The sequence below is a fragment of the Priestia iocasae genome (assembly GCF_016909075.1).
Taxonomy (GTDB): domain Bacteria; phylum Bacillota; class Bacilli; order Bacillales; family Bacillaceae_H; genus Priestia; species Priestia iocasae.
Genome location: NZ_JAFBFC010000006.1, coordinates 46,462 through 70,532, shown reverse-complemented (window position 1 = coordinate 70,532; position 24,071 = coordinate 46,462). Strand labels below are relative to the sequence as shown.

The following is a 24,071-nucleotide window of genomic DNA, read 5'->3' as shown; positions in this document are numbered from 1 at the left end:
AAAAGGTGTTGCTGGTAGAGTGATTGCAATTGATTTTGGTTGATTGGAGCGGAAGGTGCGAGACTCCAGCGGGAGCAGCGGGACAGGTGAGACCCCGCAGGAGTTAAGCGACGAGGAGGCTCACCGCACGCCCCGCGGAAAGCGAGCAACCTGGAGCGGAAGTCAACCACATCCCACTACCTATGAAAACTCAACAAAATAGATCGATATATCCTAATCATATAATGCTCTATCAATCCGATCTAACAATACATCCGCTTCTTTCTTTCCATATAACACAAGGCGGTGCAACGGCCTTGTCATGGATACATACAGTAATTTAATATCAATTTCATTGCCTTCATACACTTCATCTACTAAACAAATGATGACCGCATCAAATTCTAAGCCCTTTGATAAATGTGAACTCACAATGACAATTGCTTCTTTATTAATCTCTTCATTTTCTCTTAAAAGCTGAACGGTTTTAGAAGAGTAGCGTTTGAACCACTGCGCTATCTTTTTGCATTCTCGGTTTGTTTTGGCAATGATTGCAATCGTTTTATGCCCTTCTTTCACAAATTGGTCTATCGTATGTTCTAAAGACGCAACGGACTCCTTCGCTTCTTCACTCATCACCTTAAAGGTTGGCTTTATACCATGACGCACAACAGGCTCGACCGTTGGAAGCGCTAAGTCTAATAACTTCAATATACCATTAGCTGCGTTCATAATCTCAACCGTTGTACGATAGCTTTTTTGAAGCGTTTTATACGTCGCTCTCGGTAAGATTTCTCGCTGTACCATGCTCCAATCTTGAATGCCTCGATACGAGTGAATCCCTTGTGCTAAATCACCAACAATCGTAAACATGTCTGTCTCTAACGTGCTTTTTAGTGCACATAATTGAAAATAACTGTAATCTTGTGCTTCATCTATCACGACATTTTTTACTTGCAGCTCTTCTTTAATGCCATATAATTTCCCCTGTAAATAGAGAAGAGGCGCTAAATCCTCCACCTCATACATTCCTTCTTGATCAAGCTGTTGCTGGTAGCGGCAAAACAAAGACACTTGCTCATCTGAAAGAATTCCATCTCCATACTTTTTCACTAACGTTTCATTCGTCACCATTTGCTTATAGTAGTGAAACACATCATAATGCGGCAGCTTTTTTATATAAGTCGTCACCGCTGTTTTGACATCTGATTGAAGATGCTTTAAGGCTTCTTCCTTTTTATCTAACGCCTTTGATACGTACGCTTTTCGCTTCGGCGATTCATCATACTGAAACAGCGCTTTTTCGAGCTTTTGATCATAAAAGGCTGTAATCCGCTTGATCATCTCTTTCTTTTCCGTACGCACGTAGTTCTGTAGCACACGCTTCACCTTATCAACTCGCTTATAATAAGGTAAATAGGCATACTCCTCACAGAGCAAATGCTTGATTTTACTCGCTTTATATAACCGAAACTTCGCAACAACAAAGTCGTCTTTTGGCAACAGCGTTTGTAAAATATCCGCTAAATAACGATCCATCATATCACGGAACGGAAGCGATCCTTTAAACGAGGCAAGCCACTGCATATGTGCAGGATTGTCGTATTCTTTGTTCAAAAACGACAGCAACTTCTCATCAGGATGCTTCAGTTTTACGCTTTTATTTATGCATTTCTTCACGTAATCGACAAAGGTTGTCTGAAGAATGTTGTCGACACCTAGCTCTGGTAATACCTCTGAAATATAATCAATAAACAGCCGGTTCGGCGCAAGAACCATCAGTTGCTGCGGTAAAAAGTGCTCGGCGTATGTATAGATGAAGTATGAAATACGATGCAGCGCAATTGTCGTCTTTCCACTCCCTGCCGCTCCTTGCACAATAATTGGCTTATTTAAATCAGCACGTATAATGCTGTTTTGTTCTTCTTGAATGGTCGATACAATATCGGTTAACCGGTTGCTTGCACTACCTGATAACGATTGCTGTAAAAGCTCATCTGTTGTCGTTAAATCAACATCTCGAATGTCTTCAAGCTTTCCTTCTTCAATGATAAACTGACGCTTTAACGAAAGGTGTCCTTTGTATTCATCTCCTTCAGCCTCATACGTCACATCACCTAGCCGTCCATCGTAGTACAAATTCGCAATCGGTGATCGCCAATCAACAATAATCGGCTTTTGCGTTTCTTTATCAAAAAGAGACACTTTCCCGAAATATAGCTCTTCTTTTTCACCTGTCTCATCACGCTGAAAATCAATTCTTGCAAAATAAGGCTTATTTCTGAATCTCTTTAGCTTTTTCACTTCGTCACTCGTTCTCTTTAAAAGATTCGAGTTCGTTAACATATTCATATAACTAAAACTACTATCTTTAAAATCAATTCCGTCTAACGCTTGCTTTAAATGCTGCCTAAACTGATCTTCCGTGGACTCTGACGCTTGAATCACGATATCCATATATTGCTTCGCAAACGTTAACCATTCATTCTCTGTTTCATAATCTGGGTGTTTCATCACAATCATCCCTTCACCCCTTTATCATCTAGACAGAAAAAACCATGAATGAGTAACGGTCATTCATGGCTTTTACGCCTCATATAAGTACAAGTCAAAGAACGTACCATCACTTCTCCAACAAGAGATTGCTTCACACATGATAATCCAGACCTATAGTGAATCACACAAACCTCAAAAAGAAGGTGTCATCCACTTAAGTCTAGTATACCGAATGTTCCTTTAAATGGAAGATTTTTTACCATCATTTCCTTAAAAATAGACGTTTAGTCAGTGAAAAAAAGGAAAAAACGTAATAGAACCTTATCACCATCTCCAAAGGGGGCGTCATCATGTTCAATGCAGAAGATTTACAAACATTTTTCTGGGGATTTTTTCTGATTTTACCCATCGTCTCCCTCATCCATCAAAGTGGTCACATTGCCTTTGCTGCTTTATTTGGTGGTAATATCTCACTTACATTAGGAAGAGGTAGTACGTTATTTAAAATTGGGCCGCTAGAAGTGAAAAAGATTTACTTTCTCGATTCGTTTTGTAACTATTCGAACTTAAAAGTTGATAACCGCTTTTCTCATGCATGCATTTATGCAGGTGGTTCGCTTTTTAACATGTTGTCTGTATTGATGATGAATGTCCTTATTATGAGTGATATTCTGTCTCCACATTTGTTTTTCTATCAATTTGGCTATTTTTCCTTTTACTTTGCATTCTTTTCATTGTTGCCTGTTCAATATTCAGACAAGCACATGAGTGATGGAAAAGCCATTTATACAGTCCTACGTTATGGCAAAGCATGTGATCCTATCGATTAAAAAGCCAAAACAAGGTCCATCAAATGAATGCTTCGATGGACCTTGTTTTTTTATGCTCATTTATTTAACCAAATAAGCTTGTTTTGGATGATTCGGCTGATCGGGATACTTTAACGACACTCTTCCTTCTTCTAATAGCTTAGCAAGGTAGTTATTTCGAAGACCATCTGGTGTTCTCGCTACTAAATCTGCTAATTCCTTCAACATCAGAGGCTTTTGCTCACAAAGCTGCACAAGAATATCCTCCATGACACTTGGTTTTAGCCTCTTTTTCTCACGAGCGAGTTGAGCGATCTTCCAAAGTACCTCATGAATAGACGACTGTTCTTCTGTTTTCTCCTTCTCTCCAGAAAAAACATCGTCCGTTTCCCCTTCTAAAACACCCATCTTATTAGAGGAGCTCAACTCTTTATTATCGGAGTTAGCCACACTATTAGAGGAGTCTCCTAATTTATTATAGGAGTTAGAGTCGTTATTAAAGTGGTCACAACCTTTATTATCGGAGTTAACATCATTATTATCGGACTCTTCCTCGTTATTATATGAGTTGTTTTCATTGTTGAAGGAGTTTGAGTCTTTATTATCGGAGTTGTTTTCGACAATAAGCGATGTCTTTTTTTGATTAAAATCGACAGTGTCGAAATTATTTCCCGTGTCTGTTATGGCTAGTTCTTCTAAGGTGTCCTCCCAAGGATGTTTAACTTGTCCTTCTCCAGAAGACACAAACGTTAGTTCAAGATGCGTGCGTTCCATGTGTTGATCTTGCATAAGTTGAGGTGGATACCACTGGAATTGTGTACAAGCTGTGGATATCATTTTCAAACCAGAGCCAGCACGTTTACTAAGATCAATGAAGCCAAACAACTTAAATAACGTAGGGTTTCGTAAATTGCTAATGGTTGTTTCAAATGCTGTTTCACGATCAATCCGTAGCAAGCCAGGGTTAGAGAAGCGATACGTTAGATTGGCCTTTTCAATAACGATGCCACCTTCTCCGTTATAATCACCATGTACGATGGTATTAATGATGGCTTCACGTAAAGAGGAAGCGATTGCCTCGTTTTCTGTATGTTGACTCTCTTGCATCATGACGCGAAAATAAAAATCATACAAATTACCAGACCACGTACCATCCTGAGACGTAAAACGGGTGCTCCATTCCTTTTGTTCGAAATCAGAACACTCACGATACTCTAAAAAGTATTGTGGTAACACTTCTGCAATCACTCTCTCTTCACTAAACATAAGCAATCCAGCGAGTGTTAACCCTTCTTTACTCGTATTTCGCACCTTCCCCCATGCCCCAATTTTATAAAGAAATTCTTTCGTTTCTAGTCCGTTCCAAGGGTGATTGGGCTTATCGTCGGCAAAGCGCTCACGATAACTTTTAACCGTTTCGAAATTGAGCTCATTTAATCCATAATGCTCTAATATCACATTATCTTGTAATAAAGATGATGAATTTGTTTGATATTTATCCAACTTAATCTCCCTCTACTATCCAAAATCTTTTCGTTATAAAGCCTATTTTATCATTTTTTTGCTCATCTCTCTTGCCGTTCTACCGAAAAGGCAGAATGATTACCTATCTATCTCTCTATTTTCTATATTAAAATAACATCTCTACTTGTCTTTACGTATTCTGCACACACCCTTTTCCATCCTCAATCCTTATTGTTTAATTGTTTTCTATCCTTCTGTTATAATAGCTCATAATAACCAAGTAAAAGAGGGATAAATGATGGAAAAAGCAACATTTGCAGGCGGGTGCTTCTGGTGTATGGTAACCCCATTCGAAGAGCTAGAAGGCATCCATGGAATTGTTTCAGGCTACACAGGTGGGCACGTTGAAAGCCCAACTTATGAGCAAGTCAAAACTGGCACAACTGGTCATTATGAAGTCGTTCAAATCACATTTGATCCAGCTGTGTTTCCATATGAAAAGCTACTTGAGTTGTATTGGCCACAAGTTGATCCAACTGATGCAGAAGGTCAATTCCAAGATCGTGGCCCTCAATACCGAGCAGCCATTTTTTATCATAACGAAAACCAAAAAGAGTTGGCAGAGAAAACAAAAGCTGAACTAGCAGCAAGCGGTCGCTTTAACAAGCCAATCGTCACAGAGGTTTTACCAGCTGCGCCGTTTTATACAGCAGAAGACTATCACCAAGATTACCACAAAAAGAATCCAAAGCATTACAAAGAAGACCGTGCCGCATCAGGTCGCGACGAGTTTATCGAAAAAAACTGGAACTAAAAATAAAGCCCTTCTTCTCTCTCATCCATATAAGAGACTTGAAGAAGGGCCTTTTTATATGTGATCAATTACTTTTCCACAATAACAAAATCCTCTTTCCTTTCCCGATTCTCCATTTATTCATACTAAAAGACGACTTTAAAAATAGAGAACGTTTCATGATAAATTGGCTAGAGGGGAAATCACCTTGAAGAAATCGGAGAAAGAGAAACAGCATCAAGCTGCCAATGAGGCGATCGGAGAACAGGAAGTCACAACTCTTCGCTTTTACGGAGGGCCCTTTGTAGCGACCATTCCTCTTGTGTTTTTTATCATCTGGGCCATTACATTAAGTGTTCTGCAGCTTGTAACAGAAGAAGCGCTCGTTCTTGGCATCGTCATTGGAATTGCCATTGGTCTTTTCTTTTGTAAATTAAAATGGAAAAATTATGCACAATAATTATTTGCAGGCATGGCTCAACCCATTGGTGTCATTGCGGTCATCGCATGGTTTTGGGCTGGAATGTTTGCGAAACTCCTAGCGGCTGGCGGGCTGGTCGAAGGACTTATCTGGGTTAGGGCTTGCGCTTCTCTGGGAAAAACGGACAGAATAACTATTTCGATATAAAAAAAAGAGTAAACCGGTAACCCGGTTTACTCTTTTTTTATTATCTTCTTTTTACACTTTTGCGTTTTTGGTTTTGCTTTTCCGTTGCGCGTAACTCTTTACGTTCTTGTTCATCTACAATTTGCCCCAGATACAATGTTTTTCTTTGAAGCGGGACATTTAATTGACGAGCATATTGCTTTAACTCGCGCTCTTCACGCTCTGTCACAACGGAAATGACCGTGCCTGATGCGCCGGCTCTTCCTGTACGTCCTGAACGATGGATATACTGATCAATATCTTGAGGCATATCAACATGAACAACATGTGTTAAGCCCTTAATATCTAAGCCACGTGCCGCTACGTCTGTCGCAAGCAATAGTGGATACTTGCCATCACGGAAGGCACGTAATGCTTTTTTACGGTCATCCTTTTTCGTTTCACTGTGTAACACACCAAGTGACACATCTTCATACTTTAGCTTTTGTTCAAAAGCAGACAGCGTCTCAATTCCTTTTACAAAGCCTAATCCTCTAAACTCATCCATTTTCGCTAGACGTCTAACAAGATCGACTTTATCTCTTAGTTCACATACAAAGTAAATGTGATCCACTTTTGGCGTTGGTAGTTCATCTGTGCTCACTTGAACTACAGCTGCATCTTTCATCATTTCTTTTGCTAGCTTTTCGGTATGCTCAGGTAACGTGGCTGAGAACAATAAAAGCTGGCGGTCATTTAACGTGGACTTAATAATGTGATCGACTGTATTTAAATGCTCAGGAACGAGTAGTTGATCTCCCTCATCAATGACAATCGTTTTTACTTCATGCATTTTTAACTTTTTTGCTTTGATTAGCTCTTGCACACGCCCAGGTGTCCCGGCAATAATTTGTGGGCGTTTTTTTAGCTTCTCAAGCTGACGCTTCATGTTCGCTCCACCGATAAACGATGCGCTTACAATGCCGCTTCCTTGCGCCCATGTTTGAATCTCACCATGAATTTGCATCACGAGCTCGTGTGAAGAAGCTAACACAACGGCTTGTACATGCTTTTTCTCCACGTCAATGTTAGTTAGTAAAGGAAGTAAATACGCAAGTGTTTTTCCTGTTCCTGTCGGCGACTGGGCAATCACATCTTGCTTCTCTAAAATCATTGGAATTGTTTTTGTTTGAATCATAGTCGGTGTCTCAAAAGCCGCCTTTTTCCATGCATCTTGTAAAAAAGGCTTTAACGTTGAAATGAAATCACTCATGGAATTCTCCTTTTTATCTCAATCTTAATGGTTCTTTTTATCATAAACGTAAAACGTACGTTATTCATTAGTAGACTTCAATTATGATACACCATTGCTCTCTGCAATTACAACAACTCATTCAATCATAACCTCTTCCTGTTTCTTTTTTCCTGATAAGGGTAAAGAATGAAAAAGGAGAGGTGATAATAAATGAATAATGAAAAGAAGCTCTCTACACGAACTAGCATGGATCACCCTGAACAATACAACACAAAAAAAACAACACTATTTGAACAACATGAAACTGAACAGCATGTGGACCCAATCCCCGTCGAAGACTTGAATCAAGAAGTAAAAGATGAGAAAAACAAAAAGAGGACGAAGAAAGACTCCTCTAGTGAGGACAAATATCATAGTGGGTTTTAACGAAAAAGCCTGTCAGTTTGACAGGCTTTTTCGTTAAAGCTTTGGCCCTTTTCGAAACTTGAACCAGCCCATTTTATAAAACGCAAAAATCATTCCTACAACCATTATCCCCATAATAGCAAGTACAATAAAGTAATTATACTTTCCCGTTAACTCTGGCATATAAGAGAAGTTCATCCCGTACAAACCAGCGATAAACGTGAGTGGTAAAAAGATGGCTGACATAACCGTCAATGTGAACATAATCGAATTCATTCGGTCTGAATTGATAGACATATAACTCTCACGAATATCATTTGAAAGTTCACGATTGCCATTAACAATTTCAATCATATTTAACAAATGATCGTAAATATCCGTAAAATAACGAATTTGCTCTTTTTCTTTTAATGCACTAAGCGATAAAATGCGATAAAGCAAGTCGCGCATCGGATGCAACACGCGTCTCATACGTGAAAGATCACTGCGAATTTCATACAAATCCTTCATCAATTCATCCATCGGTTCTTCTGCTTCGTTTTCCTCTACCTCATCAATTCGATCTTCCACTTCATAAATTGGCGGAAAATAATCATCCACACAACTGTCTAACAGCTCATAGACAAGTCCCCATGAATCTTGAGGCTTCTTCCCTTGATTTTTGACCTTATCCCAAACGGTTTGAATGTTCTGCACATCATCCACTTGATACGTCACAAGAAAGCCTTCTCCAATAAAAGCATGAACTTCCATCTTTTCAAGCTCTTTTTGATCAAGGGCATAAAACACCATGAAATAATGATCATCATACACTTCAAGCTTTGCTCTCTGCCCTTGATTGAAGCAGTCCTCAACCGCAAGTGGGTGAAAGGAAAATTGATTTGTTAACAGCTCTCGCTCTTCTTTTGTTGGCTGTTCAAAATGAACCCAATACCACTCTACCTCTTCGCGACGAGCTTGCTCGATTGTTACGTTCTCACGTATTTGATTGTCTTTTATTTTAGCTAAAATGGTTATCATTGTTTTCCCTCTAGTTTGTTGGATGTGAACTATTATTTTCCCTTTCTTTCCTCACTCTAAACCTCTTTCGTGTGTTTTAACACATTGGCACTCTTCTAGGTACCGTTTCATACCTTAGTTATAAACGCTCAAAAAATGAGGTGCTACATCCATGTTACGCTCTCTCCCGTGTTATGATAAACAGCTCGCATTGTTTTTGCTTCATTTATGTTCAGAAACATACGTACAATATGAAAATGATGGACTTGTGAATCTTCCTGAAGGCTTTTCACTTGTAAAAGCATTCAAGGGGAAAGCATTTGGTCAGCATGAATGGTTTGGTTTTATTTTAGAAAGTGAAAATGAAGTAGTCATTGCTTTTCGCGGTACAAAATCAGACTTAGACTGGCTTGCCGATGCGTCAGCTTTTCAGCTTCCCTTCCCCTATGCATCAAATATCGGAAACGTACATGGAGGATTTTTATCCATTTACCATTCGTTGCGCAATGAGGTTTTTAACGCCTACGCTTCCCTTTCACCACAAAAACCTCTCTACATTACAGGGCATAGTTTAGGTGGTGCACTCGCTACCCTTCACGCCTTAGATGTGGCAGTCAATGGACCATTTGAACATGTAACAATGTATAACTACGGCAGCCCTCGAGTTGGTGATCCTGCATTTGTTACGAGCTATTGTTTACATGTACGTGAAAGCAAGCGCTTTGCGAATACAGAAGATGTGATCACAGAAGTTCCACCCCCTGTATTCCGCTATCCTTTCACAAGCAAAGTGTGGTATTACGAACACGTACCAGCTGCCATTTCTTTTACGATTCAAACAGGTTCCATCACAAATAACCATATGCCCGCTGTATATGAATCCGGAATCAAAAGTCTAACCGATAACCCTTGTGTCAGTCGTTACCCTTACATGCCATACTTTTAAAGAAAAAAAGGCCATCCACAACGCCTCTTTCAAGGTGTTGATGGAATGACCTTTTTCATTTCTTTAGCTTGTAAAGGTTTGATCGTTCTTTTTCGTGCTTGAAGGCGTATCGTCTTGATACTCGTATTCATTCACCCAGTAATCTGCATTTTTAATCCCTAGCTTTACTGGATCAAACACAGGATCAATTCCTTGTTTCTTTTGCTGCTCATAATCTTTTAATGTCACGAGCGCTGGTTTCGCTAAAATTAAGATTGCCACTAAGTTGAGCCATACCATAAGCCCAAGTCCTACATCCCCTAATGCCCACGCAAGGTCCGCTGTTTTAACTGCTCCGTAGAACGTTGCCCCTAATAAAACAACCTTTAGTGCAATCATTGGCCATTTGTTGCTTTTTCCTCTTGTTAAGTAGGCAATGTTTGTTTCTGCAATGTAGTAATAGGCCATAATCGTTGTGAAAGCAAAGAAGAATAGTGCAACTGCAACAAATCCTGCTCCAAATCCAGGAATAACAGACTCAATTGCGGCTTGTGTGTAAGCTGGACCTGCTGCCACATCTCCTAGGTTGTTGACGATAAACGTACCGTCTGCCGCCTGTGTATTATACATACCTGTAAACAAGATCATAAAGGCTGTTGCTGAACAAACCAATAATGTATCGATGTAAACCGAGAACGCTTGAACCAATCCTTGTTTCGCCGGGTGAGATACTTCCGCTGCCGCCGCTGCGTGAGGTCCTGTTCCTTGACCTGCTTCGTTTGAGTAAATCCCACGCTTTACACCCCATGAAATGGCTAAACCAACAATTCCACCGAATGCTGAATCTAACGCAAATGCACTTTTAAAAATAAGTGCTAATACACTAGGTAATTCTGTAATATTTACCGCTACAATGATTAGTGATAATAAAATATAGCCAAGTGCCATAAACGGTACTGCGTATTGAGCAACTGTTGCGATACGCTTTACTCCACCGAAGATAATTACACCTAATAAAATAACTAAAATGATCGCTGTAATCGTCGGACTAATGCTAAATGCATTTTCTAATCCTAAAGCAATTGAATTGGACTGAATCCCTGGCATCAGTAAGCTCATCGCAAGTAATGCTGCAATCGCAAACAGCGTACCATACCATTTCCACCCAATTCCTTTTTCAATGTAATAAGCAGGTCCCCCACGATACTGACCGTCTTGCTTTACTTTGTAAATTTGCGCTAATGTGGATTCAATAAATGCACTTGATGCCCCAATAAATGCAATCGTCCACATCCAGAACACCGCACCTGGTCCACCGAATGCAATGGCTGTCGCTGTCCCTGCAATGTTCCCTGTTCCTACACGCCCCGAAAGAGCGAGTGATAACGCCTGAAACGATGATACCCCTGCATCTGAGCTCTTTCCTTGAAACATGAGCTTAACCATATCTTTAATATGCCTAACTTGTAAAAAGCGCGTTAAAATGGAAAATAAAAGTCCAATTCCAAGACAAGCATAGATAATCGGCTGACTCCACAAAATGTCATTGAGCTTTCCTACTAGTTGTTCCACAGCATTTCCCCCTTTTATATTCTGAATTTTCTATCTGTTAAGAATTATAATTCAACAAGCTTCATAAGACAACATGAAATGTCACCTTTTCTGACATAAAATCATCGACAAATTGTAGTAAACGTTTACAAATTCATCCCATTTTCCTATATTTAACTTATATTCCATGACTTTTTAACGAAAATCAGAACGAAAACAACCTAAAAAGACAAGTAGACAAGTGATAAAACCTAACACCTGTCTACTTGTCTTATATGCTAAATGTATGACCGCCATTTATAGAAATGCTTTGACCTGTCACGAAACTAGATTCTTCTGATGCTAAATACACAACGGCACTCGCAATATCTTCAGGCTTCCCCATTCGCTGTAGCGGCACTTGCTTTCGATATTCTTCAATTGCTTCAGCACTGACGTCTTGATGACGCTCTACAGGGGTAAAACCTGGATTCACAAGGTTGACCCGAATTCCGTACGGCCCTAGTTCACTTGCCCACGACCGCGTCATGCCAAGCATGGCCGACTTGGCCGTCACATAATTAGCGAAGAACGCATTCCCTGTTTGAACCACTTCACTGCCAATGTTAATAATGGAACCTTGTCCTTTTTCCTTCATCACTGGTAGCACTTCTTTTAATAGAAGAAGTGGCGCTTTGACAAAGAAGGTCAGCTGATTTTCATAATCTTCCCACGTTGATTGTTCAATAGAAAGCTCTGGCTGCGGCCCTGTTGCGTTATTTACCAAAATGTCTACATCACTTCCTGACAAATGATTCATTTCTCGAATGAGCCGCGCCACGCTCTCTTCCTTTGTAATATCTGCTTGAATTGAAAACGCTGTTCCACCTTGCGCTTCAATTTCTTCTACTACCTTGTTGGCCCCTTCTTGATTATGTAGATAATTCACAATTACCGTTGCTCCTTCTTTTGCTAGCGCAAGGCTCATTGTTCTTCCTAACCCTCGTGAGCCTCCTGTCACAAGCGCTGTTTTCCCTTCTAACCTCATCCCGCTGTTCTCCTCTCTTTACAACAAAAGAGCTAGTTTCTCACTGGCTCTTTTATGAAACAATCACTATATTATTTCAACTTTTTTCGAAGTCGCAAGCCAATCCATACAAATAAATAAAATGGAATCACAATGATCACAAACACCCAAAGTGATGGTAAATTCCCCTTCGCCCCTTCAACGATAAAGACCGTTGTTGTCGAAATCGTTGCACAAACCGCAAAAAAGATTGGAATAATTAACAAAGCGGGACGCATAAAGCGCTTTGTATTTTGGCTAGCCAACGAAACCCCTCATTTCTTTTATGTGATCTAAACTTTTTGACATTCAGGTGTACGTAATCCTACTCTACCTTCCTTGTAAACTTTGCACGAACAAATAAAGAGATAAGAGAGGTGCCGTAGAAAAAGCCACCTGCGCCTACAAGAGCACTTTTCACTGAATTTATCTCGTCTTGAGAAAAAACAAACATCATGACTGCTAATAATATAGTTATCGCTGCGCTCATAATAATGGCATACACCATCAAACCCATTCGTAATGCTTTAGTTGCTTTCTTTTTTATCTCCATAATAGCTCCTTGAAACATGAACTTTTTCTAACCTTATTCTACCATCAGTATCTATCTCTGAAACTCTCTTTTTCTATGAGTTCGTCTCTTAAATGATGATGGACACAAAAAAAGGGTAGCACACCATGATGTGCTACCCTTTCTCTCATTCTTGTTCTGCCAACGCATCCGCAAATGCTTTTCCATACGGAGGTAAGTCTGGCGGGCGGCGGCTTGAGATAATATGGCCGTCTACAACGACTGGCTCGTCGTACCATGTTGCCCCTGCGTTCTCCATATCGTCTTTGATACCTGGCGTACTTGTCACTTTTCGCCCTTCTAAAATACGTGCTGAAATTAACACCCATCCAGCGTGGCAAATTTGGCCGATTGGCTTTTGATGCTCGTCCATGTAGCGCACCATGTCTAACACTTCTGGATACCTTCTTAGCTTATCTGGTGCCCAGCCACCTGGTACAAGAATACCGTCGTAATCAGCTGGGTTCACATCTTTAAATGACAAATCCGATTCTGCTGGCACACCGTATTTACCAAGGTACGTTTCATTTGCATGTTCACCCACTAAATGAACCGTTGCTCCTTCTTCTCTTAAACGTAAAACTGGATACCAAAGCTCTAAATCTTCAAAGTCTGCACTCACAAGCGCAATGACTTTTTTATCTTTTAATCGCATACGAACACCTCCACGTATAGTATAACATCTCTCCCTGCATTCTATGTTGCGCCACACACTCACCTTGTCTGTTAGAATGAGAAGAAAAGAGGTGAAATGCAGGTGGAATGGATCACAAAAGAGCTGGCGCAAGAGATTGTGACAAGGACGATGGACATTATCCCTTATAACATTAATGTCATGAATGAGCACGGTGTCATCATTGGATCAGGTGAACACGACCGCGTAGATCATATTCACGATGGCGCGATGCTCGTTATCCAAAAGCAAGAAACGCTTATTATTCATCACAAACAAGCGAAGAAATTAAAGGGAGTCAAGCCAGGCATTAACCTTCCCATTCTGTTTCAAGATAAAATGGTCGGAGTAGTTGGAATTACAGGCATTCCTGCCGAGGTGAAAAACTACGGCAAACTCGTTAAAATGACAGCCGAAATGCTGTTGCAGCAAGCCTTTTTATTAGAATCCATGCAATGGAAGGAGCGCGTAAAAGAAGAGGTCATGAATGAACTGCTTAATAACGCTAGCGTTCCTCACTCTGCTATCGTAGATCGTGCGAACATGATTGGCATTGACTTATCCATCAGACGTGTAGCCGTCATCATTCAGTTAACGATAAAAGAGACAAATCAAGACCATCACAAGCTAAGAAAATCGATTGTCGCAAGCCTTCAGTCGGTTTTAACAGAAGCAGATTTGTTATCAGATTTTTCATTTCCGACACTGGTTCTTTTAAAGCGCATTCATCTAAAAGAACAGAGCTGGAATCGCTCCTTCACTCTTACTGAGCTCACACACCTGCAGACGATGTTAAATCAACACAAGGACATCACTTATAAAATAGCAATGGGTCACGATAGCGCCGTTGTCTCGGAGTCTTTTCAACGAGCAAAACAAACGCTTCAGACAGGATGCGCTTTATTCCCTGAGAAATCACTCTATGACTATTTTGATATGTCACTTCCTGTCCTTTTATCACAGTTGCCTAGTAAAAGCGAGCTGCAGTCTTTCTTTTCTCTTCTTGTTGCTCAAGACGAAAATGGAGAATTGCAAGAAACGTTAACTTCCTTTATTGAACAAAACGGGGAGCTGAACAGAGTGGCTGATTCCCTCTTTATTCATCGCAACACTCTTCGCTATCGCTTAGATAAAATAAAGAAGCTAACAGGCAAAGACCCTAAACATACAAAAGAGCTATTTGAATTGTATATCTCCATGCTTCTTTATCGCATTCAGCCTTGATTGATTGTGCATATGCACAATCAATCAAGGCTTTTTTATGTTTATTTAGCTAATGAACACTTAAATTAAAGCGCTTACAATAGGTGTAACAAATGAATAGAGGAGGTAGACAAAATGGATATTCAAGTAAGTGCGTTAGGCGCTATTAGTGCTCTTATTATTGCGATTGTCCTTATTTTAAAACGTGTTCCACCTGCATACGGAATGATTGTCGGTGCGTTAGCAGGCGGCTTAATTGGAGGCGTGAATTTAACCGAAACGGTTACACTGATGATCGAAGGCACAAAAGGAATTATCCCGGCCGTTCTTCGTATTTTGGCCGCTGGGGTATTAGCGGGTGTGCTCATTCAATCAGGAGCTGCCTCAACGATTGCCGAAACAATTGTGCGAAAGATGGGTGAAACAAGAGCCTTACTCGCCCTTGCGGTGGCAACGATGATTTTAACCGCTGTCGGTGTGTTCATAGACGTGGCCGTTATTACTGTCGCGCCGATTGCATTAGCGATTGCGCAGCGTGCAAAACTATCAAAAACAGCGATTTTAATTGCGATGATTGGTGGAGGGAAAGCAGGAAACGTCATGTCTCCTAACCCAAATACCATCGCAGCCGCTGATGCTTTTAATGTTCCGCTTACATCTTTAATGGCCGCCGGAATCATTCCTGGGTTATGTGGCTTAGTCGTCACCTATATCATCGCCAAAAAATTAATCAACAAAGGTTCACACGTGGAAGCATCCGATGTAAAAAATGAATCAACCGAGACGCATCCACTCTTTTTACCCGCCATTATTGCACCCCTTGTAACGATTATATTATTAGCGTTACGCCCAACACTTGGAATTGCCATTGATCCGATGGTTGCTCTTCCAGTCGGAGGAATTGTGGGAGCTCTTGTGATGAAGCGAGGAAAGCAAATCAACGAATATGCAACGTTTGGATTAAATAAAATGTCTGGTGTGGCCATCATGCTTTTAGGTACAGGAACGTTAGCCGGAATTGTAGCAAACTCTACTTTAAAAGACGTGATTATTAATGGATTAACTCAATCTGGACTTCCCCCTTACTTATTGGCACCCATTTCAGGAATATTAATGTCGGCGGCAACCGCATCGACGACGGCAGGAACAGTTGTTGCAAGCAGCGTATTCTCATCGGTTATCCTAGAGCTTGGAATTCCTGCATTAGCTGGAGCGGCCATGATTCATTCGGGTGCAACCGTACTCGATCACTTGCCACACGGAAGCTTCTTTCACGCAACGGCGGGAAGTGTCAATATGGGCATTAAAGAACGTTTAAAAATTATGCCATTTGAATCGTTAGTTGGTCTTACAATTGCCATTGTGTCAACGTTACTATTTGGTGTATTTAAATGATTTGTGTAACAGGAGGGATAACAGATGAAAATTGTGATTGCACCAGACTCATATAAAGAAAGCCTCACTGCATTAGAAGTGGCAAACGCAATTGAAGCAGGATTTAAAGAAGTATTGCCTCAAGCTCAGTATGTCAAAATTCCAATGGCAGACGGCGGCGAAGGAACCGTTCAATCTCTCGTAGATGCGACAAATGGGCGCATCATTGAACAAAACGTCACCGGACCACTTGGCAATAAGGTTACTGCCTTCTTTGGTGTACTAGGCGATGGCAAGACGGCCGTTATTGAGATGGCGGCCGCGTCAGGCCTTCATCTTGTTTCACCTCAAGAACGCAACCCCCTTCTAACCACAACATGGGGCACGGGTGAACTCATAAAAGCGGCTCTTGATTACGGTGTTACACACATCATCGTCGGTATTGGCGGTAGTGCGACAAACGACGGTGGAGCAGGCATGATTCAAGCACTGGGCGGCAAGCTACTTGATAAGAATGGCAACCCAATCGGTTTTGGCGGTGGTGAGTTAGAAAAGCTACATCAAGTGGATGTAGCTTCAATGGATGCGCGTCTTCAAACGGTTCGTATTGACGTCGCCTGTGACGTCGAGAACCCATTAACAGGGGCACGAGGAGCTTCTGCCATCTTCGGCCCTCAAAAAGGGGCAACCCAAGAGATGATCACAATACTTGACGCAAGCTTAACTCACTTTGCCAACCTTGCTGAACATACAATACAAAAATCCACGCGAGATTTACCAGGAGCTGGAGCTGCCGGTGGTCTCGGCTTTGGGTTAGTGACGTTTCTTTCTGCTCACTTAAAGCGAGGCATCGATATTGTCTTAGAAGCTACTTCTTTTCATGAACACGTGCAAGGAGCATCACTCGTTATTACAGGTGAAGGTCGCATCGATAGCCAAACGATTTTTGGCAAAACACCGATTGGGGTCGCCAAAGCAGCGAAAGCTCACCATATTCCGGTTATTGGAATTGCAGGGTCTATTTCAACGGATAGTGATGTTGTTCGTCAACATGGCATCGATGCCGTGTTTAGTGTGGTACCAGGTGCAATGCCATTGCCAGAAGCGCTCGCAAACGCTAAAACATATATATCTTTGACAGCTCGCAACATCGCTTCTCTTTTTTCTTTGAAAAGTATTTGACTTTCATTTTTTATCATGATATATTTATATATCTCACTTCGCCAAAGAAGTAACTTGACAGAACGTAAAATGCAAGAGTAAGAATGACTGGCATTCTACTAATGTTTTTATCATGAAAAACTTATTCACACTGGATCGGCTTCGGAGTCGTAAGGATGTAAGAGAGGTAGGGCTTACGTCGTTTAGGTTAGTAAAAACGACCAGGTGGAAAAAAGAACCGCGGCAATTTATTTTTCATATATTATAAATTTTACATTTACGCTTGCGATCACACAGGCAAGTTACTTATATGACAAAAGCGAGGCAGACTAATCTGCCTCGCTTTTTTTATAGCTTCACCTTTAACTCTTCAATTTGTTTTAAATGACGCTTTTCATGGTAGCCAATAAATTCTGACCATTGCTTTAAGTGAAGTAAGCCAAACACAGGATGAGGGAACGATTTTTTCTTTAGCTCCTCCTCCTTATGCTGAGCGACAAACGCATGTAATCCTTCACGTGATTCATGAAGCTTCTGTTTTATCTCTTCAAGCGTCATATATGCATCTGATGGTGTAACATAATCCGGTGCTACTACTTTGCGAGAGCGGTCAGGAGTTAAGTGAATGGGCTTTTCATCCGTGGGCTGTTCTGGCCCTTTTACTAACGCCTTTCTCATCATTTGAACAAGCACCTTTTCCATTAAATATAAATGCTCTAGTACCTGCATAATGGTCCAAGAGCCTTCCTCTACCTTTTGATTTAACTGCTCATTTGAAAGTTCACTCACACTTTCTAACAATTCATTTCGTACTTGTACATTATGTTCCACCTTGCCCTCTCCCCTTATCGCTATCCTTGATTTAGAACGTATCGTTTGTCTACCTTTTGTGAATCCTTATTCATTAGCTTATGTCAGCCAGTTAGCTGGCTATGATAAAGCTCTGCATAAAAGCCATTCTTTTTTAATAGCTCGTCATGTGAACCCTTTTCATTCACTTCTCCATCGACTAGCACCACAATTTGATCCGCTTGTTGAACCGTATTCAAACGATGTGCAATCACAAAGCTTGTTCTTCCATTCATCAACCGTTGTAACGCCTCTTGAATATGTACTTCTGTTACGGTATCAATGCTGCTTGTTGCTTCATCTAAAATGAGAATGGACGGGTCAGCAAGAATCGCTCGCGCAATGGAAAGCAACTGCTTTTGCCCTTGACTAATGCCGCTGCCATCTTGCTTTAATACCATGTCATATCCTTTTGGCAGCTTTGTAATAAACGAATGCGCATTGGCCATTCGAGCGGCCGTCTCTACTTCCTCATCTGTTGCGTCTAGTCTTCCATATCGAATGTTTTCTCGAATGGTACCTTGAAACAAAAACGGCTCTTGCAACACAAATCCCATATGCCGGCGAAGGCTTGATCGCTTCACGCTTTTTGTCTCATACCCATCTATTTGTATTTCTCCATCACTTGGGTCATAAAAGCGTGACAGCAAGTTAATGATGGTTGTTTTACCAGCACCAGTGGGCCCAACGAGCGCGACCGTTTGACCTGTCGAAGCCCGGAAGCTAACATCACGAATGGTGGCTTCATCGTCATCATATGAGAAAGATACATGTGAGAATACAACCTCTCCTTTGACAGAATCTATCTCTACCGCTTCTTTTTCATCTGTCACTTCCTCTTTTTCATCCAGTACATCGAATACACGCTCGGCCCCTGCAATCGCTGAAAGCAACGTATTAAATTGATTGGCGAGATCATTGAGCGGCCGCGTAAACTGCCTTGCATACTCAGCAAAAATAACAATGACTCCGATGGAAACCATGTTGCGTAACGCTAGAATCCCACCAACGCCTGCGATAATCGCAAAGCTTAAGTTATTTAACACGTTCATGAGCTTAGGGATAAAGCCTGAATACGTTTGTGCCCAAAATCCCGCTTCTTTTAATCGCTCATTTTTCACCATTAACTCCGCCATGACTTTCTGTTCTTGTGAAAAGGTTTTGACGATTTGCTGACCTGATAGGGTTTCTTCAATAAACCCATTTAACTCTCCTAAGTTCCGCTGTTGTTCCTTAAACAACTTCCCTGTTCGTCTCGTAATCCATTTCATTCCAAACACCATCACTGGCACAATGATGAGTGTGACCATTGTTAGAAGTGGACTTAACCATACCATCACGGATACCGTACCGACGAGCGTCAACACACTCGAGAAGATTTGAATGACCGAGCTATTTAACGTCGAACTTACATTTTCAATATCATTTGTCACACGACTCATGATTTCACCATGCTGACGCTTATCAAAAAATGAAATCGGCAATTCATGAAGATGGTGAAACAATTGCGTTCGCATTTTATACACGGTTTGCTGGGCGATTTGAATCATCCAGCTATTTTGTGCAAATAAAGAAAGAGAATAAACGAAGTAAATGCCGACTAACACAAGCAGCAGCCTCCCTAATCCTTCACTGCTTTGTGTCACAATGTACTGATCGATAGCTCGCCCAATTAAGAATGGTCCTAAAAGTCCTAGACCTGAACTAACAACAACCGCAATCAGCACCAGTAGTAGCTTGTTTTGATTTAACGATAGATAAGCCCAGATCCTCTTTAGCGTATGTAGCCCATTTTTCGCTTTTACCTTTTTATTGGCTGAAGAAGCCTCACTCGAACGTAATAAGTCACTCACCACTTCTTTTCTATATCGAAAAGGTCTACTTAGCTCTTTGCGCATGCTTTAGCCCCTCCTTACCAAATTGAGATTGAACGATTTTTTGGTAAAGCGTTGATGTCTCTACTAACTCTTCATGTGTACCTTGGTTAACAAGCTTTCCATCTTCTAAAAGTAAAATCCGATTGGCTTCCCTTGCCGTACTTACTTTTTGCGTAATAATAAGCGTCGTACACGTATATGTTTTTAACGCCTTTAAAAGCTTCGCCTCTGTTTTTAAATCTAACGCGCTCGTGCTATCATCTAATAAAAGAATGGATGGCTTGCGGATTAATGCTCGCGCAATGGACAGACGTTGTTTTTGACCACCTGAAAGGTTTACCCCCCGCTGTCCAATTTTTGTTTCATATTTCCGAGGCAACTTTTGAATTGTTTCATGAATTTGTGCATCCTTCGCAGCCTGCACCATGTCATCATCTGTAGCATCCTCTTTTCCCCATGCTAAATTCTCCTTAATAGTTCCTGTAAATAAAAGCGCTTCTTGAGGAACAAAGCCAATGCTTTTTCGCAGGTCTTGCGCTCTTACATCCGCTACATTCCTTCCATCAATAAACACGGCTCCACTCGTCGCATCATATAATCGTGGAATGAGTTGAAATAATGAAGATTTACCAGATCCTGTTGCACCTAAGATGGCCACAGTTTCTCCTTGTTCAGCAGTAAACGAGATGTTTTGTAAAACTGATTGATCTGTACCTGGATAGTGAAACGAGACATCCTCAAACACAATTTGACCACCTTGAACAACGAATGATTCATCGTTCATATTGTCAGTTAGATCAACCTCTGTTTCAAGTACTTCCTGTATGCGACTAGCAGAGGCTCTCGCTCGGGAAAAAGCCATAATAATAAAGGAGAAGATAGAGAAGGCAGAAGTAATTCGAAATGCATAGTTGATAATGGCAACAATCTCACCCACTTGAGCATTGCCACTTCTCACTTCAAAGCTTCCTATCCACAGCACAACTAACATACTCATGTTCATAACAAACAATAAAATCGGTAAGGTGACTTCCATTACCTTTAATACTCTAACCGTTTGCCCCCTTAATTGTTCATTAGCTTTTGTAAAACGATTCATTTCATAATCGTGCCGTAAGAAGGCTTTTACGATACGCATTCCTGATAGGTTTTCTTTCATCACACTGTTTACACCATCTAACTTTTGCTGAACAGCTTGAAAGAGCACCCTTCCTTTTTTCATCATCCACATTAAAAAAATCAACAGTATCGGTATCACCGTCATTAACACAAGTGCTAATTTTGCATTTACGAGAAAAGCCATTAGCACACCACCAATGACTAACAAAGGCGCACGTAGCATAATCCGCAAACTCATAAAAATTGTATTTTGAGTTTGCGTGACATCATTTGTCATTCTTGTGATTAAAGAAGACGTCGGAAACTGACTCAAATTTGAAAAGGAGAACGATTGAATTTTTGAAAACAACCCTCTTCGAACATCGTAGCCGTAGCTTTGACTTACGTGAGAGGCATAAAAAGAATTTAAAATACCCGATACAAACGCCAGGAGCGACATTCCAATCATGATGCTCCCCCATTTTATAACCATCACCAAATCATTTTGCATAATCCCTTCATCAATGACCTTCGCCATTAAGAGGGGGTGAACAAGCTCTACGATAAGCTCTGTTAACATAAATAAAAGCGCGACCGCCATCGGAAGACGATAAGGCTTCAAAAACGAAAAGATACTCATTTAACCCCTTCCTCCAACTTTGTATATGAATGGTGTGGACGATTCAATGAACCTCCACTTATAGAATTTACACTTATTTCTATCATAGCGCTTTTTAGATTATTTTTTAAATAATTTGAATTTTATCGCAAAAAAGTGCGATTACCGTTCGGTAATCGCACTCCTCTTCATTTAAGCTTTTGGAAAAAACAACTCGACCGTTGTTCCTTTATTCAATTCACTTTTAATGTTTATCTCTCCATGATGAGATTCAATAATTTTAAAGCTGACCATCAGGCCTAATCCTGTTCCTTTTTCTTTTGTACTATAGAAAGGTTCCCCTAGCCTTGTTAAGCGCTCTGGTGAAATACCTGTCCCTTGGTCAACAAATTGAATGACAACACCATTTTCTGTTTTCTTTGCATGAATGTGAATATCTCCACCGGTTCCCATTGCTTCAATTGCGTTCTTTAAAATATTAATAAACACTTGCTTTAATTGATTTTCATCACAGCGAATAAGCGGCAAATCAGGTTCAAATGTAGACACCAGCGACACGTTATTCAAGATCGCTTGCGTATCTAACAACGTCATCACATCTTTTAACAGCGTGGATACATCCTTTTGGCGAAAATTCATCACCTGCGGCTTTCCTAACACTAAAAATTCGTCCACAATGAGGTTAATCCGTTCTAGCTCAGATTCCATAATATCAAAGTAATGTTTACGCTCATCACTTTCTTCTTTTAGTAAATGAATGAAGCCTTTAATCGATGTTAAAGGGTTGCGTATTTCATGAGCGACACCTGCAGCTAACTCTCCGACTACCGCTAGCTTCTCAGATTTACGCAATAGCTCTTCTGCTTGCTTTCGGTCTGTAATATCTGTTGAAACAAACAATGTTTGATTTGCTCCATATTGAACAGAGTAAAAAGGAACTTCGGTTGTCTCAATCCAACGAATGTTTCCATCTTTATCTTTAAACTGTGCTTCGTGTTCACAATACCCTTCTTGGGCCGTACATTCATCATGGTCAATGGAAAATGCTACTTCCTCTACTTGCTTCCCAATTAGCTCTTCTACCCTTACACCTAGTAATCTAGCAAATGATTCATTCACAAGTGTAAAACGGTGATCTGGATCAACAGCATAAATGTAGCTAGGATTAATATCCATGACTTTTCGCAAAAATTCTTTTTGCTCATTCAATTGTTCTTCTTTTAATTGCAAGCCGATTTTAGATTCTCGAACATAATGAACCATCTCGTTAAAGCGGCTTGAGAGAATGCCAATTTCTGTTTTATCCACCTGCTCAACCGTTTGATACAAATCACCTTTCGCCACTCGGTCCACAGCGACGTACAGCTGCCGAATTGGTCGTAAAGTTTGCCTTGCATATACAGCGGTTAAAAAGGAAAGCAAAATGAAGGTAATAAAGGACAAAGTCCATAACGACTTCTGAAACGTCTCATATGGCTCATAAACTGCCTTAACAGGAACTTGAGCAACTACACCCCAATCGAGCACTGGAATATGTTCATAGGATGCAAGCATTGGGATATTTTCAATGTTTTTTGTTTTTAAATAGCCCGATTCTTTATTTACGAGCTTTCGAACGACCTCACTCGCCGTTACGTCATCACCAATACGCCTCTGAACAGGATGAGAAATGACTCTTCCTTGACGATCAACAATAAATGTATAACCATCGCTACCAATGTTAAAAGATTGAAAGATTGATTGAAAGTTAGAGTTTTGTTCAATTCGAAGTGAAAGGTTAACAAGCTTTTGAACCACGCCTTCATCATCTATAATAGGAACAGATAAAACAAGAATATAGCGACCTGTATCTGCAGAAATCACATCACTTAAATACGGCTTTTTAGTTGCCAGGGCTTTTTGAACATACCCTCGATCACTCAGATTGTAATCTTTCATATCTCGTAAATCACTTGGATAAAAGCCTCTAATATAACCTTGATTATCCACAATCGTTCCACTATCAATATAGGGAGATATGGTAGCGATTTTCTCCAACTCTTTTTTCCACAACGTCGGATCATCTATGATAAACGCGTCACTTGATTGAACATATGTAGAGAGACCCTGTATATCTTCTACGACAAAAGAGATTTGCTTTTTCAATCGTAGTACCGTTTCATCGGTTATTTCATGAAATTGATCTTGTGAAATGTCCGGTAGTATGACACGAGACACTACGAACATCAATGCAAGAAGAATTACAATAATGACGACATTAATGAGATAAATTCGCCAAAAGATGCTTGATTTAAACCATTTCATACTTATTCACCTTAACCTGTCCTATCGTCTACCTC

The 24,071-nt window shown here is 40.6% G+C and carries 21 protein-coding genes; 8 read left to right on the top strand and 13 right to left on the bottom strand.

Going from position 1 to position 24,071, the window contains the following annotated elements:
* Positions 1-213: 213 nt before the first annotated feature.
* The gene (gene helD, locus JOC83_RS15520) at positions 214-2,502 is read right to left on the bottom strand and encodes an RNA polymerase recycling motor HelD (protein ID WP_205188298.1); all 2,289 of its coding nucleotides are present in this window, start codon (positions 2,500-2,502) and stop codon (positions 214-216) included.
* A gap of 323 nt (positions 2,503-2,825) precedes the next feature.
* Here helD and JOC83_RS15515 point away from each other — a divergent pair, with 323 nt between their 5' ends.
* Positions 2,826-3,305 carry a hypothetical protein gene (locus JOC83_RS15515; protein WP_205188297.1) on the top strand — a complete coding sequence of 160 codons (480 nt, stop codon included), beginning with the start codon at positions 2,826-2,828 and terminating at the stop codon, positions 3,303-3,305.
* Positions 3,306-3,365: 60 nt separating this feature from the next.
* On the opposite strand, the gene JOC83_RS15510 is transcribed toward JOC83_RS15515, so the two are convergent.
* Positions 3,366-4,787: an ATP-binding protein gene (locus JOC83_RS15510; protein ID WP_205188296.1), complete on the bottom strand. Its 1,422-nt coding sequence runs from the start codon at positions 4,785-4,787 to the stop codon at positions 3,366-3,368.
* Between the two features lie 259 nt (positions 4,788-5,046).
* Between JOC83_RS15510 and msrA the strand changes: the two genes are divergently transcribed.
* A complete protein-coding gene (gene msrA, locus JOC83_RS15505) occupies positions 5,047-5,562 on the top strand; it encodes a peptide-methionine (S)-S-oxide reductase MsrA (protein ID WP_205188295.1) in 516 nt (171 codons plus the stop codon).
* Between the two features lie 187 nt (positions 5,563-5,749).
* Entirely contained in the window at positions 5,750-6,001 is a 252-nt protein-coding gene (locus JOC83_RS15500; RefSeq protein WP_338038933.1) for a hypothetical protein, read from the top strand.
* Positions 6,002-6,209: 208 nt separating this feature from the next.
* On the opposite strand, the gene JOC83_RS15495 is transcribed toward JOC83_RS15500, so the two are convergent.
* Entirely contained in the window at positions 6,210-7,400 is a 1,191-nt protein-coding gene (locus JOC83_RS15495) for a DEAD/DEAH box helicase (protein ID WP_205188294.1), read from the bottom strand.
* Between the two features lie 192 nt (positions 7,401-7,592).
* On the opposite strand from JOC83_RS15495, the gene JOC83_RS15490 reads away from it, so the two are divergent.
* Complete coding sequence (locus JOC83_RS15490) at positions 7,593-7,808, top strand: hypothetical protein (RefSeq protein WP_205188293.1); 216 nt, start codon at positions 7,593-7,595, stop codon at positions 7,806-7,808.
* 33 nt (positions 7,809-7,841) lie between these two features.
* Here the strand turns inward: JOC83_RS15490 and corA are convergent, their stop codons facing one another.
* Entirely contained in the window at positions 7,842-8,807 is a 966-nt protein-coding gene (corA, locus tag JOC83_RS15485; RefSeq protein WP_205188292.1) for a magnesium/cobalt transporter CorA, read from the bottom strand.
* Positions 8,808-8,958: 151 nt separating this feature from the next.
* Between corA and JOC83_RS15480 the strand changes: the two genes are divergently transcribed.
* Positions 8,959-9,732 carry a lipase family protein gene (locus JOC83_RS15480; protein WP_205188291.1) on the top strand — a complete coding sequence of 258 codons (774 nt, stop codon included), beginning with the start codon at positions 8,959-8,961 and terminating at the stop codon, positions 9,730-9,732.
* Positions 9,733-9,795: 63 nt separating this feature from the next.
* Here JOC83_RS15480 and JOC83_RS15475 read toward each other — a convergent pair whose 3' ends face one another.
* From JOC83_RS15475 to JOC83_RS15455, 5 genes are all read right to left on the bottom strand, one after another.
* Entirely contained in the window at positions 9,796-11,283 is a 1,488-nt protein-coding gene (locus JOC83_RS15475; RefSeq protein ID WP_205188290.1) for an amino acid carrier protein, read from the bottom strand.
* A gap of 250 nt (positions 11,284-11,533) precedes the next feature.
* Positions 11,534-12,289 (bottom strand): SDR family NAD(P)-dependent oxidoreductase, encoded by a 756-nt coding sequence (locus JOC83_RS15470; RefSeq protein WP_205188289.1) that lies wholly within the window; start codon positions 12,287-12,289, stop codon positions 11,534-11,536.
* Positions 12,290-12,360: 71 nt separating this feature from the next.
* Positions 12,361-12,573 (bottom strand): hypothetical protein, encoded by a 213-nt coding sequence (locus JOC83_RS15465; RefSeq protein ID WP_205188288.1) that lies wholly within the window; start codon positions 12,571-12,573, stop codon positions 12,361-12,363.
* A gap of 59 nt (positions 12,574-12,632) precedes the next feature.
* The gene (locus JOC83_RS15460) at positions 12,633-12,860 is read right to left on the bottom strand and encodes a hypothetical protein (protein WP_205188287.1); all 228 of its coding nucleotides are present in this window, start codon (positions 12,858-12,860) and stop codon (positions 12,633-12,635) included.
* A gap of 145 nt (positions 12,861-13,005) precedes the next feature.
* A complete protein-coding gene (locus tag JOC83_RS15455; protein ID WP_205188286.1) occupies positions 13,006-13,533 on the bottom strand; it encodes a type 1 glutamine amidotransferase domain-containing protein in 528 nt (175 codons plus the stop codon).
* 102 nt (positions 13,534-13,635) lie between these two features.
* Between JOC83_RS15455 and JOC83_RS15450 the strand changes: the two genes are divergently transcribed.
* The 3 genes from JOC83_RS15450 (at position 13,636) to JOC83_RS15440 (ending at position 17,310) form a co-directional block, all read left to right on the top strand.
* Positions 13,636-14,775, top strand: a complete 1,140-nt coding sequence (locus JOC83_RS15450) for a sugar diacid recognition domain-containing protein (RefSeq protein WP_205188285.1) — start codon at positions 13,636-13,638, stop codon at positions 14,773-14,775.
* A gap of 114 nt (positions 14,776-14,889) precedes the next feature.
* Entirely contained in the window at positions 14,890-16,149 is a 1,260-nt protein-coding gene (locus JOC83_RS15445; protein ID WP_205188284.1) for a GntP family permease, read from the top strand.
* A 24-nt stretch (positions 16,150-16,173) separates the two neighbouring features.
* On the top strand, positions 16,174-17,310 hold the full coding sequence (locus JOC83_RS15440) for a glycerate kinase (protein WP_205188283.1): 1,137 nt from the start codon (positions 16,174-16,176) through the stop codon (positions 17,308-17,310).
* 327 nt (positions 17,311-17,637) lie between these two features.
* Here JOC83_RS15440 and JOC83_RS15435 read toward each other — a convergent pair whose 3' ends face one another.
* From JOC83_RS15435 to JOC83_RS15420, 4 genes are all read right to left on the bottom strand, one after another.
* On the bottom strand, positions 17,638-18,120 hold the full coding sequence (locus tag JOC83_RS15435; RefSeq protein WP_205188282.1) for a DinB family protein: 483 nt from the start codon (positions 18,118-18,120) through the stop codon (positions 17,638-17,640).
* An 83-nt stretch (positions 18,121-18,203) separates the two neighbouring features.
* Positions 18,204-20,036, bottom strand: coding sequence for an ABC transporter ATP-binding protein (locus JOC83_RS15430; protein WP_205188281.1), 1,833 nt, complete (start codon positions 20,034-20,036; stop codon positions 18,204-18,206).
* Positions 20,017-21,753, bottom strand: a complete 1,737-nt coding sequence (locus JOC83_RS15425) for an ABC transporter ATP-binding protein (protein ID WP_205188280.1) — start codon at positions 21,751-21,753, stop codon at positions 20,017-20,019. Before JOC83_RS15425 ends, JOC83_RS15430 begins: the two co-directional genes overlap by 20 nt.
* A gap of 171 nt (positions 21,754-21,924) precedes the next feature.
* Entirely contained in the window at positions 21,925-24,036 is a 2,112-nt protein-coding gene (locus JOC83_RS15420; RefSeq protein WP_205188279.1) for a PAS domain-containing sensor histidine kinase, read from the bottom strand.
* Between the last annotated feature and the right edge of the window lie 35 nt (positions 24,037-24,071).